Origin of the sequence: Micromonospora alfalfae, assembly GCF_022230925.1 — a bacterium.
Taxonomy (GTDB): domain Bacteria; phylum Actinomycetota; class Actinomycetes; order Mycobacteriales; family Micromonosporaceae; genus Micromonospora; species Micromonospora alfalfae.
Window position 1 is genome coordinate 112,568 of the sequence record NZ_JAKKFH010000027.1, and the last position, 17,282, is coordinate 129,849.

A 17,282-nucleotide genomic window follows, 5' to 3' on the forward strand; every position below is an offset into this window, starting at 1 on the left:
AACCCATGCGCGTGCTGGTGGTCTCCGCCCCGCTCGTCGGGCACGTCTTCCCGCTGGTGCCGCTGGCGGTCGCCCTCCGCGACGCCGGCCACGACGTGCTGGTGGCCACCGGCGGCGGAGCTCTGGCCGCCGCCGAGGCGGGCCTGCCGGTGCACGACATCGCGCCGGGCTTCGACTTCCGCCGGATCGCGCTGCGGATCCTTCCCCGTCACCCGCTGATCGCGCGGGCGGAGATGGCCGGCACCGCCGGCACCCGGGGCGCCGGCCTGCTGTTCGGCGCGCTCAACGACCAGCTCGTCGACCCGGTGGTCGCGCTGGCCACCCGGTGGCGGCCGGATCTGGTGCTGCACGAGCCGTTCGCGGTCGCCGGTGCGGTGGCCGCCGCGCGGCTCGACGTGCCGGCCGTACGCCAGGAGAACGCCCTCTTCGACGGCCGGGACCTGGTCCGGGCCACCGTCGCCCGACTCGGCGCGGCGCTGCGCCGGCACGGCCTCACCGAGCTGCCCGCGCCGGCCGCCGCCCTCGCCGTTGCCCCACCCAGCGTTGCCACGCAGGGCGGCTGGCCGATGCGCTACACGTCCTACGTCGGCGGCGGGGAACTGCCGGCCTGGTTGCGCGAGCCGGGTGAGCGCCAGCGGATCCTGGTCACCCGCAGCACCCTCACCGGCCCCGGCGATCGGGGGCCGATGCCCGCCGTGGTGGCCGCCGCAGCCGAGGTGGACGCCGAGATCGTGCTGGTCCGCCCCGACGAGCGCTCGGCCCGCTCGTTGCCCGGCAACGTGCGGGTGGTCGGCTGGATTCCGCTCGACGAGGCGTTACCGGCGAGCGCGGCGCTGGTGCACCACGGTGGCGCGGGCAGCGCCCTCGGCGCTCTCGCCGCGGGCCGGCCCCAGCTGGCCACCACGGGTCCCGGGGACCGGCGGCACAACGCCGAGCTGGTGGCCCGTCGGGGCGCCGGCCTGGCGCTGCGTCCCCGGGACATCACCGCGCGGGCACTGACCCAGTTGCTCACCGACGAGCGCCTGCGGACCGCTGCCGCGCAAGTCAGCCGCGAGATCGCCGAGATGCCGCCACCGACCGACCTCGTCGTGCGGCTGGCGGCACTGGTCTGACTCTGAGGCCCGCCGTGCGATTTACGTGCGATTAGGGGCGGCCATCAGTACTTTCCCCGATAGTCCACAGTTGGAGTACTAGGAACTCGGCGTGTCAGTCCCGTTGCATGGGACACCGATACCCAGCTGCACTTGTGCCGTCTGCCCCCGCGACCGGATTGTCAGCGGTAGGCAGGTTGCCCGCGCAACCCACGTGCCGCCGACAAAGGCCAGCCACTGAGGTTGGTCATCGACAGGTGCGCAGGCACGCACATGGGCGCTCACGGCTGGCACCACTGAAGAGCCCCATCCGAGACGTGCCCTGTCCTCCCAGCCAGGTGCCACCCGAAGATCAACCACTGCGCCGCCGCGTACGACCAACCCCCATTTGGCGAACAGCCGGGCTGCCGGATCCGCTTCCCCCGATTCCTCTGCTTGAAGCACCGTCCGGTCAGGTACCGCGACGTCCTCTCCCACGAGCCGATAATCTGTCGGCGGTTCCTGTAGCGGAAAGCCCGATACAGTGCATGACTCCTGCCTAGCGCTCCCGTCGGTTGACGGGGATGCGCTGGGGTCAGCCCTCAGAGATGCAGTTGGTGCCGGTGATCGGGCCTCACCCTGGCTGGACCCTTTTGGGGACGTACAGGCAGCCGGCGTCACCATCAGGCAGATGCTGAGCGGCCACCACACCATGCGGCTAGTCCTTCGCATGCGCGTTACCCCCTGAACGGCGAGGCCTACGACGGTAAGGGCGCGACGTGAAGCGTCACCGTACCGGAAGGCGGGATTCATCCGATGCGCCGTGCCATCAACGTGCCAGTAGCCGGTACCCCCGCCCGTCACCAGGGGGCACGAACGGTCAAGCACTTCGCGCATTGATCTGGCCCACCAGGTCCTTGTCGGCCATGATCTTCGTCCTTCCAAACTGGCGCTCCGGGCCGCCTGACCCGGGCAGTCCCCACCTAGTCCGCAAGAGGCCGACCGACAGCGGGGGAGTGATGTGAGATGTCGAGAGGCGTTTCCGCTGCTAGCGACCCATGCGCCCAGGTCGGCGGAGTGAGCATTTTGATCTCCCACTCCGTGGGTTCGGGGTTCGAGTCCCCGGCGGCGCACCAACGATCAAGGCCCTGGCGGGTGGGCGCTCGGAGCGGTCGGTAGCGTCGATCGACGCGGCGACGTTCGACAACCACCCCAGCTGGGATAACAAGGGTACGGTCGACAGTCGACCCGGGGTGCGTGCCCACCTCGCGCTCGCACAGGTTGAGGACACATGCGCACCACCACGATCGGCGACGTGAAGGTCCTGCTGCCGGACCTCGAACCGGACGACCTCGACACCACGACGGACCTGGCCGGCGGCCTCACCGAGGCCTTCGTCGAGGGCGCCGGCTGGCTCGGTGCCCACCTTGAGGACGCCCGCATCCGCAGCAGTCTGATCACCGGTGTGGACCTGAGCGAGAGCACCTGGGAGGCCGGCAGCCTCGACGGCTGCGAGATCACCCGCACCGACTTCTCCGGCGCGACCCTGACCGGCATCACCATCGAACGCTGCGCCATCACCGGCTCCCGGTTCACCGGCACCAGACTCACCGACGTACGCCTCAAGGACGTCCTGTTCGACGGCTGCTGCTTCGACTACGCCACCTTCCAACGCGTCACCGCCGCCGGCTCGGTCGCCTTCACCGACTGCACTCTCACCAACGGCGCGTGGTCCTCCTGCCGACTACCGCGCATCGCGCTGCGGTCATGTGACCTCGCCGGACTGGAACTGGACTCCTGCCACCTCGACGGCACCGACCTCCGGGGCAACCGGCTGAAGGGCCTCAAGACGCCGCTGGACAACCTGCGCGGCGTCACCCTCGGCGAAGACCAACTTCCTGACCTCACCCAGCTGACCGTCGCCGCCCTCGGCCTCACAGTGCGAAACGACTGAAGCCGAGGAGGCATCGTGCTCGCTGAACCCACTGGCAGCCCGGACACGATCCTCGTCTGCATCCGGGGCAACTCCGGCTCCGGCAAGAGCAGCATCGCCCGCGAGCTACGACGCCGGCACGGCCGGGGCTGCGCCCTGGTCGAGCAGGACTACCTGCGCCGCATCCTGCTGCGCGAACGGGACAAGCCCGGCGGTGCGGCACCCGCGTTGATCGGGCAGACCGTTCGGTTCGCCCTCGACCACGGCTACCACGTCGTGCTGGAGGGCATCATGCACAGCAGCCGCTACCGCAGCATGCTGATCTCCCTGCGGGACGACCACCGCGGCCGGTCGCTGTTCTGTTATCTCGACGTGTCCCTGGCCGAGACCCTGCGTCGGCACCTCACTCGACCGCAGGTCAGTGAGTTCACCGCCGAGCACATGAGCGGCTGGTACGCCGCCCATGACGTCCTGGACTGGCCCGACGAACTCGTCCTACCCGAGACCACCGGACTGAACGAGGCCGTCAAGACCATCGCCGCCGTCGCTGGGCTACCCCAGACCGGACGCGATGACGACCTGCTTCCGAGCGTTGCGTCCCCGTAGAGCAGCTCAGCCGCCTACTGACTGGGACGCTGACTCGACTGAATCGGCCATAGCCGCGAACAGACGGACTCACGCAACCCGGTTAGACCCGATGACTCGACCATGATCATGCTCCCGCTCCGCGTGGCCACACCGGACGGCCGGTCGGCTGCGGCAGGATGACCGGATGCGACACGTCGTGCTGTTCCACTCCGTGTACGGGCTGCGGCCCGCCGTGCGCGCCGCCGCCGACCGGTTGCGCGCCGCCGGGCACCAGGTCAGCACCCCCGACCTGTACGGCGTCCCGGCCACCGACACCGTCGAGGACGGCTTCGCGCTGCTCGACAAGATCGGCCACGAGGTGGTGCTGGACCGGGCCCGGGCCGCGCTGCGTGACCTACCACCGGAGACGGTCCTCGCCGGGTTCTCGATGGGCGCCGGTGTGGCCGGGGCGCTGCTGGCCGAACGCCCCGATGCCGCCGGTCTGCTCCTGCTGCACGGCACCGGCGGAGCCCCGGACGCGGTCCGACCCGGGTTGCCGGTGCAGCTGCACCTCGCCGACCCCGATCCGTACGACGCCCCGGACGAGGTCGACGAGTGGCAGCAGGCCATGACCGATGCCGGCGCCGACCTGACAGTCTTCCGCTATCCCGGCGTGGGGCACCTGTTCACCGACCCGGACGTGGCCGAGTACTCCCCGGACGCCACCGCGGCGGCCTGGCCGCGCGTGCTGGCCTTCCTGGCCGCCCGCTGAGCGCCCGGCCAGCGGCGGACAGTTACCTGGTGGCCTCCACCGTGCGCTCGGCTGGTCCGCCATGTCGATCTGCCGAGGAGCGGTATACCTCAGAGGTATAAGCATGCCTCTGAGGTATACCGCTTGATGCGACATCCGCCCCGACGAAGGTGACCGACGATGATCGTCCTGGCGTCGTAACGGGTCGGGGGACTCGCGGACCTTGCTCAGCGGGCGCTGGCGCCGATGCGCGGGGGCGTGGCGGTGCCGTGCACCCGCTTGGCGTGGCTGGCGAACAGCCGGGGTGCGATGATCGGCATGAGCAGCCGGGCCGGCAGCGGAGCGTGCGCCAGCACCGCCTTGACCACCTCCGGGTCGCCCTCGTACATGGCCAGGCCGAAGGCCAGCGGGAGCTGCTTCTTCGGGGACTTGCTCATGCCGTGCTCGCCGAGTTGCATCCACTCCCGGGCGGTGACGTGCCGTTGCGCCAGCGGCAGGATCTCGCTCTCCTCCAGGGCCATGTGCTCGATCAGCGCGGCGCGTAGCTGCTCCAGGGCGTCCGCGAGCTGCTCACCGCCGCGCGCGGTGCGGCGCCACTGGGGGAGGAGGGCGACCACCGCCGCGTGGGCGTCCTCGATGGCGTGGTGCTGCGCCTCCATGGTGGGCACGATCGCCGCGGCCTCCGCGCCGCCGCGCTCCAGCAGCCGGGGCCAGAGCAACAGGTCCTCGCCCTCGTGGTGCAGGTGCAGGATGTGGCAGAGCATGTCGGCGTGGGCGCCGACGACCTCCGCGCGCGTGGCGTCGCCCGGGTTGACGTCGCGGACGAGCTGCGGCAGCAGGCTGAATTCGCGACGGAGCGCCGCGTGCGCCATGTACATGTCGCGTACGTCGGCCATGGCTTCGCGGTGGTTCTGGTTCACGGTGACCTTTCCGAGGGATCAACTGGCACAGATGTGTTGATCATGCTCGGTGCCACTTGGAACCGGCTTGGAATCCGCCAACAGTGACGGTCAGCGGACCATCGCCGCGGTCGCCTCGGCCAGCCAGTGCGGCGACTCCCACCGGCGGGCGACCCGAGCGGCGAGGGTGAAGTGCCGGGTCGCCTCCTCGGTGCGGCCCACCAGCCGGAACAGCTCCCCGAGCGTCAGCGCGACCGGCCGCACCACTGCCGCGGTGGTGGAGAAACCGGCCAGTTGGTCGCGTACCGGGAGCAGCGCGTCGATCACGGGTGGGGCCAGGTCCCGTCGACCCAGCGCCACGACGACCATTCCGCGTACGCTGAGCAGCGCCGATTCGAAGTAGTCCGGGCGGTAGGTGTGCCGTCCGATCGGCATGGCCCGCGCCTCGTCCAGGCGTCCGCTGCCGATCAGGGCCAGCGCCAGCAGGTCGTCAACGATCGGGCCCAACGACCCCCGTATCCGCCGGGTCGCCCCCAGGTGCTCACCGAACCGTCCCTGGCTGATCAGCAGGGTGCCGGTGGAGAAGTAGTGGAAGGCAGCGGCGTGCAGCGAACCCTGCCGCCGCATCTGCACGGCGACCTGGTCGTAGTGCCGCCGCGCGGCGGCGAAGTCGCCGGCGATGTGCGCGAGGGCACCCAGCGAGCACAGGTTGATCGTCTGCGCCTCGTTCAGCTGGTACGTCTCGGCCAGCCACCCCTGCCGGGCGACGCTGAGGCGCAGTTCGTCCGGCTCGTTCAGCGCGGCGGCGCAGTGGCCCAGCGCCTGCTCGGCGACCGAACGATAGGTCACCAGCCCGTGCGCGTCGGCGAGGTCACGCAGCTCCAGGGCGAAGGTCCGACGCTCCGGCGCCTCCCGCTCGTAGCTCATGGTGCGCAGCCGCGCGGCAAGCCCCAGGGCGCGCAGCTCGGGGTCGCCCAACCGCTGCGAGAGGGCCAGCGCCTCCCGTCCGGCCGCCACGCCGCGCGGGTCGGACTCGCCGTCCAACTCCGTGGCCAGCGCCTCCAGCAGCCGGCACCGGGCGACCGGGTCCAGGTCGTCGACGCGCAGCAGCCTGGTGACCAGCTCGACGACCCGGTGGTCCACCACGCCGTACTCGTGGGTCAACCACGGGGTGGGGACGGTCCACGCGGTGAACGCCGCTACCAGCAGGTCGTCGCGGCCGGACGCCGCAGCGACGTCGATCGCCCGAGCCCGGGTCTGCCGGGCGGCCGCCACCGCGCCGGCCCGCGCCTGGGCGCGCAGCAGCCGCCCGAGCAGGTCGACCCGGAGCGCGTCGCGGTCCCCGGCGACAGTGGCGGCTGCCTCGACAGCATTGCCGAGCAGCTCGATCGCGGCGTCGTACGCGTACCGCCGCTCGGCCAGTTCGGCGGCCCGGACGGCGTAGTCGACGGCGAGCGGCGCGGTGTCGGCCGACGCGGCGCGGGCGTACTGGTGGGCCAGGGCGGGGTAGTCGTCGGGTCGCAGCCGGCGGGTGGCGGCGGCGATCCGCGCGTGCAGGCGGGTGCGGCGCAGCTGCGGCAGGTCGGTGTAGATGGTGTCGCAGACCAGGCCGTGTACGAACCGCACCCGCCCGGGCGCCGGTTCGGTGAGCAGCCCGGCGGCCAACCCGGCTTCCAGTGCCCGTAGGACGGTGCCCTCGTCGGTGCCGGCGGCGTCGACGAGTGTCGACACCTCGGCCTCCCGCCCCACGGCCGAGGCGAGACGCAGCACCCAGACGACAGTCGACGGGAGGCGGGAGAGTCGTCGGTGCAGCACGTCGCGTACGCCCTCGGGCACGTCGGAGGTGGCCACGAGCGTGCCCTCGGCGGCGAGCAGCCGCGCCGACTCCCGGACGTAGAACGGGTTGCCGCCGGTGCGCTCGGCCAACGCGCTGACCGTGTCCGGGTCGACGGTGCTCCGGGCCAGCGCGCGGAGCAGCCGTTCGACCTCTGACGTGCTCAGACCGCTCAGCGGGACCCGGTGGGGTGACCGGCGGGCCAGGACGGCCATCGTGTCGGCGAGCCGCTCGGTGTTGTCGGCGGGCCGCAGCGCCGCGACGAACAGGACGCTGCCGGTGGTCATCTCGGTGACGCTCTGCAACAGCAGCAACGTCTCGGCGTCGGCGGCGTGCAGGTCGTCGAGGATCACCGTGACCGGTCTGCGGGCCGCGGCGGCGTCCAACCAGGCGCCGACGGCGCGGTGCAGCCGGAACCGGCCGGCGGTGACGTCGCCGCCGGACTCGCCGTCGCCCCCACCGAGCAGCGGGGCGAGCGCCGGTGCGAGGTCACCCGGGGATGTCTGCTCGGCGAGTTGCCTTAGTGCCTCGACCCAGGCCCAGGCCGGCGGGGCGCCGTCGACCTCGGGGCAGCGGCCGACGGCGACCAGCCAGCCGTCCGTGGTCAGCTCGTCCCGAAACCGGGTGAGCAGGCTCGTCTTGCCGGCCCCGGCCTCACCGCTGAGCAGAGCGACGCGCGGCCCGCCCGCCACCGCCTCGGCGGCTGCCTGCCGCAGCGCCCGCAGCTCTGCCTCCCGGCCGACGAAGACCTCCTCCGACACCTGCCGCTGGCCGCGTACCGCTGTTGCCGGCACCGGTGGCAGCAGGTCGAGTCGCTGGCCCAGGATCGCGGACTCCAGCTCGACCAGCGCCGGACCGGGGTCCAGTCCGAGCTGGTCCGCCAGGGTCGCCCGGGCCCGGCGCAGCGCGGCCAGCGCGTCGCCCTGCCGACCGGTACGCCACAACGCCAGCGCCAGCAGCCGCCAGCTCTCCTCCCGCAACGGCGCCTGCCGGGTCAACAGCTCCGCCTCCGGCACCGCCTCGGCCGCGTCGCCGCAGCGCACCGTCACGTCGAGCAGCAGCTCCCGGGCGCCGAGCCGCAGCTCCTCCAACCGCAGCACCTCCGGCTGCGCCCACGGCTCACCGGCGAACTCGGCGTACGCCCGACCGCGCCACAGCTCGAGCCCGCCGCTGAGCAACCGACGTGCCCGGCCCGGGTCGGCGGGGCCGACCGCACGCGCCTCGGCGAGCAGCGTCTCGAACCGACCGGCGTCGACGGCGTCGGCGGGCAGCCGCAGCGCGTAGCCAGGTGGCGCGGTGACCAGGACCCGGGCCGGCGCCCGGCGCTCGCGGGTCGGCTCCAACAGGCGGCGCAGGTGCGAGACGTACGCCTGCAGCGAGGCGATCGCCCGGGGCGGCGGGTCACCCCGCCACAGATCCTCGATCATCTGCCCGACGGAGACGACCTCGCCGCGGGCCGCGAGCAGGAGCGCGAGCACGGCGCGTTGACGGGGGCCGCCGAGGTCGACCGGCCCGCCTGTGTCGACCTCAACCTCAAGCGACCCGAGCACCCGTAGCAGCATGACGAACCAATCCTAGTCGCGCTCGCGAGCGGCCCATCGGCTCCCGCTGGACACCGGGCAGCCAGCTCACGGCGGGCGCGGGCGGGGGGCCACCACCGCGCGGGGCACCGCAGGATGCGCCTTGTTCGATATCGTGGCGCCACCATCAAGATCCTCGACGGGGGCCTGACGATGACCACGACGGCCTTCGACGAATATGAACGGTCGCGCTGGGCCGGGCGCGCGGGGGCGTACGACAGCAGTCTCGCCGCGCTCTGCGCGTACCCCGCGCCAGCGTTGTTGGACGCCGCCAACGTGGGGGCGGGCACGCGGGTGCTCGACGCGGGCACCGGCTCCGGCACGGTGGCGAGGCTGGCATGCGCGCTCCACGCCAGCGTCGTCGCCGTCGACGCCGAGCCCAGCATGGTCGAGTTGGCGCGCGACCGCGTTCCGTCAGCCGACGAGGTCCGGGTCGCGGCTCTGCCCCACCTCCCGTTCGCCTCCCGGTCGTTCGACGCGGCCGTGGCGAACTTCGTGATCAACCACGTGGGCGATCCGCCGGCCGCGATCACCGAGCTGCGACGGGTCGTCCGGTCGGCGGGTCGGGTCGCTGTCACCGTGTGGCCGCACCCCCCGCCCGAGGCGCAGAGCCTCTGGGCTGAGGTCTTCGACGCCGCCGCGGTCGAACGGCGCGCCGCCGCCCCGACGGTGGACGCCGACCGGGACTTCCCCCGTACCCCCGACGGGGTGGCCGGCCTGCTCGACGGGGCCGGCCTCGTCGGCGTGCGCTGCGAGACGCTCACCTGGGCGCACCGCACCGACCCGGAGGCCTGGTGGCGTGGCCCCGCCAACGGCATCAGCAAGCCAGGTCTGGTGCTGGAGACCCAGCCGGCGGCCATGATCGGCCGCATTCGTGCCGCGTTCGACGAGGTGACCGCCCGCTACCGTGGCCCCGACGGCCTGCTCGCGCTGCCGACCGCGGCACTGCTGGCCTCGGCGTCCGTACCGTAGCGGCCGGCGCGGCACCCGGCCCGCCTGCGACGAGGGGCACCCGGCGAGAATGCGGCGTGGAGTTTCTCTGTTACCACAGTGACCGGCCCGGCTCGGCGGCGTTGCGCGACGAGCTGCTGGAGGAGCACTGGTCTTACATGGACCGCTACGCGGCGGAGATGATCGCCCGTGGCCCGACCTTCGTCGGCGACACGCCCACCGGCAGCGTGCACATCGTCGACGTGCCCGACCCGGCCGCCGCGCGGGCATTCGCGTTCGAGGAACCGAACTACCAGGCCGGCGTGTACCGGGACGTGCTGCTGCGCCGGTGGCACAACACGCTGGGCCGCACCATGTGGGACTTCCCCGGCGGCCGGACCGGCGGCAACCGGTACCTGGTGCTCGGCCTCGGCGCCGGGCAGGCCACCGACCTGGCCGTACCGCCTGACCCGGACGAGCTGATCGCCTACGGACCCCTGCTGGCCGACGACGGCGTCACCTGGCTCGGCACCGCCGCGCTGCTGCGAGCGTCGAATCCGGACGCGGCGCGCGCCATCCTGACCGTGGACCGGTACGCCGACATCGAGGTGCACAACTGGCAGTTCGGCGGGCGACCGTCCTGACCTGCCCTGAACCGCCCCGATACCCACTGTCAGGCGGAGGCGGGCAGGCCGTCCAGTGGGCGGATCAACGGCGGGCGGGGTAGTGCCCGCACCACGCCCGGCGGAGTGCCGGCGTCGGCGAGTGTCAGGTGCCCAGCCGAACTCGCCGGCGTCGGGCGGACCGGCGCGGCGGGCCGTCCGACGTCCCGGGACGAGCTACCGCCCGCACCGCCCCGAGTTCCGGACACCGCTGGAGCCGGCGTCGGCGGTACGTCACCAGCCGAGGCGACGGCTCGGAGCCGGCGGGGGCCCGCCGTGCGGTCGGCACCGGGACCCGGCGCGGCGGGACGGGTGGCCATCGTCGGGGTGGGGTTGGCTCGCCCCAGCGCAGTCGGGCCGGTGACACCGCCCGGCCCTGCCGAGGCCAGCGCCGCGAAGACCGCGTCGAGGCGGCCGGTCCGAGCGCCGACGGTGTCGAGGCGCACGATCTCCGCGCTCCTCGCCGCCGAGCCGTTGACCGCACCACCGCGTGGGTCGTCGTTGCGTCGCACGCTGTCGAGGTGCGACACGCCGGCAGCCCGGCGTTGGAAGACAGCCCGCAGGGCGCGGGGCAACCGCTCGGCGGCGACCTGGCGCAGCGCGGGAGCGGCGAACGCGTACCCGTCGACGTGGTGGGGGAGCAGCAGCCCTGCGGCGACCAGACCGCGGAGCGCGGGTGCGGACCGGCCGGGCGTCCAGCCGAGTGCCCGGTCCACGGCCGCCCCGGAGATCAGACCACCGAGGGTGCCGGCGGCCATCAGCACCGCCCGCCGCTCACCGTCGAGGTGGTCCAGCTCCGCGCCGACGGCCCGGCGTACCGCCTCGGGCAGCGGGAGCGCCCCAGGATCGGCACCGTCCACCAGCGACGTGACGTACGCCGCCGCGTGCCCGGGACGGCCTCCCACCAGCGGCAGCAGCCGGTCGACCAGGGCCACCGGCTGCCCGGCCCGGGTGAGCAGGTGGCGCAGCAGCCGTCCCGACTGCACTGTGGCCAGCGGTCCGATCGTCAGCTGGCGGGCCGGACCGGGCCGGCTGTCGGCCCACTGCGGCTGGTGCACGGTGAGCAGGGCCAGCGGCAGCCCGCGCTCCGTCGCCGCGCCGAACAGCGTGTGCAGGAAGCGGCTCACCACGGGCGCGGCCCGGTCCAGGTCGTCGACGGCCACGATCAGCGGCCGGTGGGCGGCCAGCCGCAGCAGGACCTCGCGGCAGATCGCCGCGCCGGCGAGGGCGGCGGCCGAACCGTCCGGGGTGGTCAGCATCCGCTCGAGCGCCGGGACGGCGGCGGCCACCCGGGTCGGCGGGAACAGCGGCGTCAGGGCGGCGACGAGGCGGTCGTGGGCCGCCGCCGGGCCGTCGCTGTGCCGGATCCCGGCGAGGCTGCGGAGCAGGTGCGCGACCGGCGCCAACACCTGATCGGGGTACGGCTGACAGGTCGCCACGCACCAGCGGACCGGCAACCCATCCACAGTGGTCAGCCCACGGGTCAGCTCGTGCAGCAGTCGGCTGCGGCCACTGCCGGTGGGGCCGACCAGTGAGATCCAGCGGGGCGTCCGGTTTCGGATGGCCGCGCCCAACTGGTCGCGGATGGTGGCCAGTTCGCGGCGCCGACCGATCAACGGGCCGTCGTGCCGGTCAGCGCCGGGGCGTACCGGCCCGACGGCGTGCCAGACCGGCACCGGCGGCACCCGGCCGTCGACCGGCACCGGCGTCAGCTGACGTTGGGTGATCAGGCCGGCGGTGGCGCGGGCGGTGGCCGCGCAGAGCGCGACGGCACCGGGCGCGGCGTACTCCTGCAGGCGGGCTGCGGAGGTGATCACCGCGCCGCTGGCCACGCCGTGCCCGCCGGTGACGACATCGCCCAGGTCGACCACTACCTCGCCGGTGGCGACACCGACCCGGACGCGCAGCCTGATGCCGCCGACCATGGGCCGTCGGTCCAGCGCGGCCTGGATCTCGAGCCCGGCGCGCACCGCCCGGTACGCGTCGAAGCCGTCGGAGTGCCGAGCGCCGAAGAGCGCCATCACGGCGTCGCCGATGTACTTCTCCACCACCCCGTGCCAGCGGTGCAGCACACCGGCGACGGTGTCGAAGTAGGCCCGCTGCAACGCTCGGACGTCCTCGGGGTCGAGCCGGTCCACCAGGGCCGTCGAGCCGACGATGTCCGCGAAGAGGACGGTGACGACGCGCCTCTCCTGCGGTACCGGCCAGAGCGGGGTGACGGTCCGTTGCGTGTCGACGTTGATGCTGGTGGTCATGGGTGTCGCACCGGCCTTTCTCCCCGCGGTTGCCTGATCACCTCCGGAGATTGGCACTAGTGGGCCGACGGGGGATCTGCCGAACGACGTATGTCGGCCACCTGCAACCTTTAGTCGCAAAGTCGACGCGAGGAGTACCACAAGCGGTGGGCGGCCGTAGAACGGTGTGGGGCCCTGTGATTAGGCTGCGTGGCATGGCCAGCGATGTGGACACCGCACCGCTCGTGGGCCGGGCCGAGCTGGTGCAGACGGTTCGGTCCGCGTTGCTCGGTGACGCCGCGCACGGGCAGACCGCGGCGGTCTTCCTGACCGGCGAGAGCGGTGTGGGAAAGACCCGGCTGTTGGGCGAGATCGGCGAGCGCCTACGGGATCGGGGCGCCGTGGTGCTCACCGGCAGCTGCCTGGACATCGGCGACGCCTCCCCACTGCATCCGCTGTTGCAGGCGCTGCGCCGGTTCGACAGCGAGGTGTCCACCTCGCCCGCTCGCACCTCCTCGGCGGTGCGAGGGCTGTTGCAGATGTTCGCCGACGAGACCGCCGGACCGGACGGCGCCGGCGCGTTGCTGGAGCGGGTCTCCCGTGGTCTGCATCTGATCGCCGAGGGTCGCCCGCTGGTGCTGATCCTCGATGACCTCCAGTGGGTCGACCGCAGCACCCGGCAGCTCCTGCTCTACCTGCTCGCCGGCCTGGGTGATCTTCAGTTGTCGGTGCTGGCGGCGGTGCGCGCCGAGTCGTTGCAGGGCGCGCACCCACTGCGCCGGGTGCTCACCGAGCTGCGGCGGCTCCGCACGGTGCGGGTGCTCGACCTGGCGCCGCTGGGCCGGGCCGACACCGAGACGCTCGCCGCCGCGGTGGTCGGCCGGACGTTGACCGCCGACGCGGCCGAGCAGGTGTGGCAGCGCAGCGGTGGCAACCCGTTCGTCATCGAGGAGCTGGCCCGGGATCTGCGCGACGGCCGCGACGGCCTGTCCGAGACGCTGCGGGAGATCTTCCTCGACCGGGTCGACGCGCTGCCCCAGCACGCGCACGCCGTGGTGCACGCGGTGGCCGCCGGGGTCGAGCCGGTGCAGCACTGGCTGCTGGCCGAGGTGCTGCGGATGCCGGAGGACGAGCTGATCGCCGCGGCCCGGGCCGCTGTGGCGCACCGGCTGCTGGTCGGCGCCGACGAGGGCTACCGGCTGCGGCACCGCCTCGTGGCCGAGGTGCTGGCGCACGAGCTGCTGCCGGCCGAGCGCTCCGGGCTGCACCGCCGCTACGCCGAGGCGCTGACCACCGCGCCGGGTGAGCTGCACCAGGCCCGGCTGGCGCACCACTGGCGGCTGGCCGGCGAGCCGGCGCGGGCCCTGCCGGCGGCGGTGGCCGCCGCCCAGGAGGCCGAGCGGCTGCACGGTTACGCCGAGGCGCACCGGCACTGGTCGGCGGCGTTGCAGTTGGCCGCCGAGCCGGGCCCGCTGACTGTGGACCGGGTCGAGCTGCTGGAGAACGCCGCCGAGGCGGCCCACCACTGTGGGGAGCACGCCCGGGCGTTGGCCCTGCTGGAGGAGCTGGCCACGCTGCGGGGAGGCGAGCCCAGCTGTGCGCTGCACATCCGCCGGGCCCGTTACCTCGCCGCCGCCGGTCGCTCCGCGCTCGCCGAGGAGGAATACCAGCGGGCGCTGAAGGCGGAGGACTGCTCCCCTCGGGACCGGGCCAGCGCCGCCGCCCGCCTGGCCGAGCTGCTGCTGCACCTGGGTCGCTACGCCGACGCCGGTGAGCGGGCCCGCGAGGCGTTGGCGTTGGCCGAGAACGTGGCCGGCTCGGCCACCGAGGTGGTGCTGGCCAGTTCGGCGTTGGGTTTCAGCGACGCCTGTCTGGAAGACCCGGACGCTGGTCTGGCGGTCATGCGCGACGCCCTCGACACCGCGGAGCGTGCCGGTCAGCCCGAGGACGTGGCCTGCGCGTACCTGCACCTGGCGGAGCTGCTGACCGGGCCGCTGAACGTCCTCGAAGAGGGCGTGGTGGTGGCCCGACGGGGTGCCGAACGGGTGGCCGAGCTGGGGCTTGGTCGCACCTGGGGCACCCGGCTGCTGGCCATCGCCATCAACGGGCTGTTCCGGGTGGGCCAGTGGGCCGAGGCGGAGAAGGTGGTGGCCGCCGCCCTGCGGCACCGACCGTCCGGTGCGGACGCCGTGGAGCTGCTGTTGGCCCGGTGCCGGCTGTCGGTGGGCTACGGCGACATCGAGGCCGCCGGTCGGGACCTCGACGCGGTGGCCACCCTGCTCGCCGGCGGCGGGGCGCGACACGTCATTCCGCTGCTCACCCTGCGCTCCGGGCTGGCCATGTGGGAGGGCCGGCACGACGTGGCACGGCAGGCGGTGCAGCGCGGCCTCACCGAGAGCCGTTCCGACGACGTCATGATCCTCTCGGCGCTGGTCTGGCACGGCCTGCGCGCCGAGGCCGAGGCGCACGCCAGCCGCACTGTGGAGGTGGACCCGACGGCGGTGCGCCGGCTGCGGGACGTGGCCGAGCGGGTGGCCCGCAAGAGCGCCGGTGCCGCCCGGCCGGTGCGCTCGGTGGTGGAGGGCTTCCTGGCGCTGTGCGCCGCCGAGGTGAGCCGCCTCGACGGCAGCGATCCGGAGCTGTGGGCCGCGTCGGCGGCCGAATGGGATCGACGCAATCACCCCTATCCGGCGGCCTACTCGCGGCTGCGGCAGGCCGAGGCGCTGCTGGCTCGGCGCAGCCGGGTGGCCACCGCCGGCAAGCTCCTGCGGGAGGCGTACCGGGTGGCGCAGGGGTTGGGCGCGGTGCCGTTGACCTCGGAGATCCGCGAGCTGGCCGGGCGGGCCCGGGTGTCGCTGGACGAGCGCGACAGCACCACCGGTGCACGCAGCGTTCCGGTCGAGGCATCCGACGACGAGTTGGCGGCGCTCACCGCCCGGGAGCGGGAAGTGCTCGCCCTGGTCGCCGAGGGGTTGACCAACAGGGAGATCGGGCAGCGGCTGTTCATCAGCGAGCGGACCATCGGGGTGCACGTGTCGCACATCTTCGACAAGCTCCAGGTTCGTACCCGTGTGCAGGCCAGCGCGATCCAGTTGCGCAACCAACGGGGCTGACCGACCCGACCACTGACGTACGTATCCCGGCGCGTGTGCGCGCCGGGATACGTCGTTTTACTGATCCGGTGGCCCGGTGTCGGCTGAGAGGCTGGGCCGCGTCGACGACGGCACGGGGGATGCCGCCGACCACAATGGAGGAGAAATGATCGAACCGGTCTGGGGGCCCGTGCACCGGGACATCGTCGACCTGCTCGCCGATCATCCCGCGGACGTGCCGGCCGTGGTCGATCATCTGACCAAGCTCCAGGACATGCTGGTCCGGCTGCCACCGTTGGAAGCCAGTTGCCCGCTCGCTGACTTCAACAAGCTCTACCTGACCATCACCAGCAGTGTGCTGGACGGGCTGTACGACGACCGCTTCATCGACCCGGCCTTCCTCTCCCGGCTCGACGTCGAGTTCGCCGCCCGGTACTTCGACGCGATGCGGCTGTGGACCGACTCCAGCCCCGGCACCCCGAAGGCGTGGTCGTGCCTCTTCGAGCGGATGCGGGGGCCGGATGCCCGCCCGCTGCCGTCGGCGGCGGCCGGGGTGAACGCGCACATCAACTTCGACCTGCCGTTCGCCCTAGTGACCACGTTCGATCACCTGGAGTCGGAGCCGGTCGACGGCAGCGACCAGCACCACGACTACCTCGAGATCAACAACATCTTCGCGGACAAGATCCCCGGGCTGCGCCGGGGCTACCTGGAGCGGTGGCAGCTGCTCATCGACATGCTCAATGGCGACATCGACGACTGGTACCAGGGGGAACTGGTCGAGTACACCCGCGATGTCGCCTGGCGTAACGCGCAGAAGATCTGGCGGTGCCGGCACGATCCGGACGCCCGCGAGTGTGAGCGCACGCGGTTGGACGACAACGCCGCGGCGCTCGGCCGGTTGCTGCTCTCGCCCCTCGGGGCGTTCCTGCAGTAGCCGGGACGGGGGGCCCCCGCGCTCCGCCCCGTGGGGGGCGGCGGAGCGCGGGGGCGCGTCCCACCAGTTCCACCCCGTGTGGCCGCCCGAGGCCGGGTCGGTCACGCAGGGGACAGCCGGTCGGCCCCGGGGGGTGTCGACCGTCTGCCACCGTCGGCCGGCCCGGGGGGTGCCGGCCGGCGGTGGGGGAGCGCCGAACGAGGTCACGTCGACGGCGTGCGGATCCGGGGGTGTCGGCGGGCTCGGATCGGGTACGCCCGCGCCATGACCGTCCTGGCCCGGCGTCGGCCCGCCGCCCGCCCCCGGCCCGCGCGGCCCGGCCCCCTGCGGCCGGGCGGCCCGGTGTCGCGACCCACCGCTCGGCCCGGCGCCCGATGACCGGCGTCGCGGCCCGATTTCCGTTCCGCTTCGATCCGGTGTTCCGTCCGGTACTGGCGCTGCTCGGGGTCCGCCCGGCGACGGCCTGGGTCGCCGTGACCGAACGGGACCTGATGATCCGGTACGGGCCGTGGCGGCTGCGGACCGACCGGGACAACGTCACCGCCGTCGAGTTGAGCGGGCCGTACCGCTGGTGGCGGGCAATCGGCCCGCACCTGTCGCTGGCCGACGGCGGTGCGACCTTCGGCAGCAGCACTGCCGGCGGGATCTGCCTGCGCTTCGGCGTACCGGTGCCGGCGCTGCTGCCCGGAGGGCGACCCCGGCACCCGGCGGCCACCGTGACGGTCGCCGACCCACCCGCGCTGGCCCGTCTGCTCGCCGTCGCGGACCTGTCCTGAGCAGGCCGAACAGGTGC

12 protein-coding genes are annotated in these 17,282 nt (G+C 73.3%); 9 read left to right on the forward strand and 3 right to left on the reverse strand.

Annotation, left to right across the window (positions count from 1 at the left end; all coding sequences use genetic code 11):
* Nucleotides 1–5: 5 nt before the first annotated feature.
* The 4 genes from MED01_RS23250 to MED01_RS23265 all read left to right on the forward strand — a co-directional run bounded on the left by MED01_RS23250 (nucleotide 6) and on the right by MED01_RS23265 (nucleotide 4,342).
* Nucleotides 6–1,112 (forward strand): nucleotide disphospho-sugar-binding domain-containing protein, encoded by a 1,107-nt coding sequence (locus MED01_RS23250; RefSeq protein ID WP_238670682.1) that lies wholly within the window; start codon nucleotides 6–8, stop codon nucleotides 1,110–1,112.
* 1,249 nt (nucleotides 1,113–2,361) lie between these two features.
* Nucleotides 2,362–3,024: a pentapeptide repeat-containing protein gene (locus MED01_RS23255; protein ID WP_238670683.1), complete on the forward strand. Its 663-nt coding sequence runs from the start codon at nucleotides 2,362–2,364 to the stop codon at nucleotides 3,022–3,024.
* Between the two features lie 15 nt (nucleotides 3,025–3,039).
* Complete coding sequence (locus tag MED01_RS23260; protein WP_238670684.1) at nucleotides 3,040–3,609, forward strand: kinase; 570 nt, start codon at nucleotides 3,040–3,042, stop codon at nucleotides 3,607–3,609.
* Nucleotides 3,610–3,775: 166 nt separating this feature from the next.
* Nucleotides 3,776–4,342: a dienelactone hydrolase family protein gene (locus MED01_RS23265; RefSeq protein ID WP_238670685.1), complete on the forward strand. Its 567-nt coding sequence runs from the start codon at nucleotides 3,776–3,778 to the stop codon at nucleotides 4,340–4,342.
* Nucleotides 4,343–4,548: 206 nt separating this feature from the next.
* Here the strand turns inward: MED01_RS23265 and MED01_RS23270 are convergent, their stop codons facing one another.
* Nucleotides 4,549–5,217, reverse strand: coding sequence for a hemerythrin domain-containing protein (locus tag MED01_RS23270; RefSeq protein ID WP_238670686.1), 669 nt, complete (start codon nucleotides 5,215–5,217; stop codon nucleotides 4,549–4,551).
* A gap of 114 nt (nucleotides 5,218–5,331) precedes the next feature.
* A complete protein-coding gene (locus MED01_RS23275; protein WP_238670687.1) occupies nucleotides 5,332–8,616 on the reverse strand; it encodes an ATP-binding protein in 3,285 nt (1,094 codons plus the stop codon).
* A gap of 171 nt (nucleotides 8,617–8,787) precedes the next feature.
* Here MED01_RS23275 and MED01_RS23280 point away from each other — a divergent pair, with 171 nt between their 5' ends.
* Nucleotides 8,788–9,606, forward strand: coding sequence for a class I SAM-dependent methyltransferase (locus tag MED01_RS23280; RefSeq protein ID WP_238670688.1), 819 nt, complete (start codon nucleotides 8,788–8,790; stop codon nucleotides 9,604–9,606).
* Between the two features lie 56 nt (nucleotides 9,607–9,662).
* Nucleotides 9,663–10,208, forward strand: coding sequence for a YciI family protein (locus MED01_RS23285; protein ID WP_238670689.1), 546 nt, complete (start codon nucleotides 9,663–9,665; stop codon nucleotides 10,206–10,208).
* A 29-nt stretch (nucleotides 10,209–10,237) separates the two neighbouring features.
* Here the strand turns inward: MED01_RS23285 and MED01_RS23290 are convergent, their stop codons facing one another.
* Complete coding sequence (locus MED01_RS23290) at nucleotides 10,238–12,481, reverse strand: adenylate/guanylate cyclase domain-containing protein (RefSeq protein WP_238670690.1); 2,244 nt, start codon at nucleotides 12,479–12,481, stop codon at nucleotides 10,238–10,240.
* Nucleotides 12,482–12,675: 194 nt separating this feature from the next.
* On the opposite strand from MED01_RS23290, the gene MED01_RS23295 reads away from it, so the two are divergent.
* From MED01_RS23295 to MED01_RS23305, 3 genes are all read left to right on the forward strand, one after another.
* Nucleotides 12,676–15,573, forward strand: a complete 2,898-nt coding sequence (locus tag MED01_RS23295; protein ID WP_238670691.1) for a helix-turn-helix transcriptional regulator — start codon at nucleotides 12,676–12,678, stop codon at nucleotides 15,571–15,573.
* A gap of 145 nt (nucleotides 15,574–15,718) precedes the next feature.
* Entirely contained in the window at nucleotides 15,719–16,489 is a 771-nt protein-coding gene (locus MED01_RS23300) for a DUF5995 family protein (RefSeq protein ID WP_238670692.1), read from the forward strand.
* Between the two features lie 416 nt (nucleotides 16,490–16,905).
* Nucleotides 16,906–17,265, forward strand: coding sequence for a hypothetical protein (locus tag MED01_RS23305; protein ID WP_238670693.1), 360 nt, complete (start codon nucleotides 16,906–16,908; stop codon nucleotides 17,263–17,265).
* Nucleotides 17,266–17,282 lie beyond the last annotated feature (17 nt).